Genomic DNA, 351 nt, shown 5'->3' on the forward strand with positions numbered 1-351 from the left:
GGTGGACCGTTTGGCAAAGGCAGCCGGGTTGAGGTCGTACCCGGACGGGCGAACTGTGTTGAGACGGGTGTTGTCGCGCTGTAGCTGCGCATCGCTTCTCTTGGCATAGGGAGTAGAGGGAGGGCGTCCAGAACGGCGTCATCGAGGCTGGGGAGGTGCCACGTCGATGTCGCCGCTTCTCTGGCAATGTCCTCCATACAGAGAGCGAGGACGGCGTCGAAAAATTCCGGTGAGGCTTTGTCGATCGAATATACGTCGAGGCGGTCGAGCATCTGGCCGGGGATGGTTGATGTGTAACCGCTGTCCTGCTCCCACCTTCTGCGTTGATTGCTGATGTAGGAAGATCGACTG

Annotated in this window: 1 protein-coding gene; it reads right to left on the reverse strand. The window is 59.3% G+C overall.

Going from position 1 to position 351, the window contains the following annotated elements; translation table 11 throughout:
* On the reverse strand, positions 1 to 351 hold a 351-nt coding region (locus tag IE243_RS23290; protein ID WP_210319953.1), incomplete at both ends, for a hypothetical protein.

The organism is Camelimonas fluminis (genome assembly GCF_014656355.1).
Taxonomy (GTDB): Bacteria; Pseudomonadota; Alphaproteobacteria; order Rhizobiales; family Beijerinckiaceae; genus Camelimonas; species Camelimonas fluminis.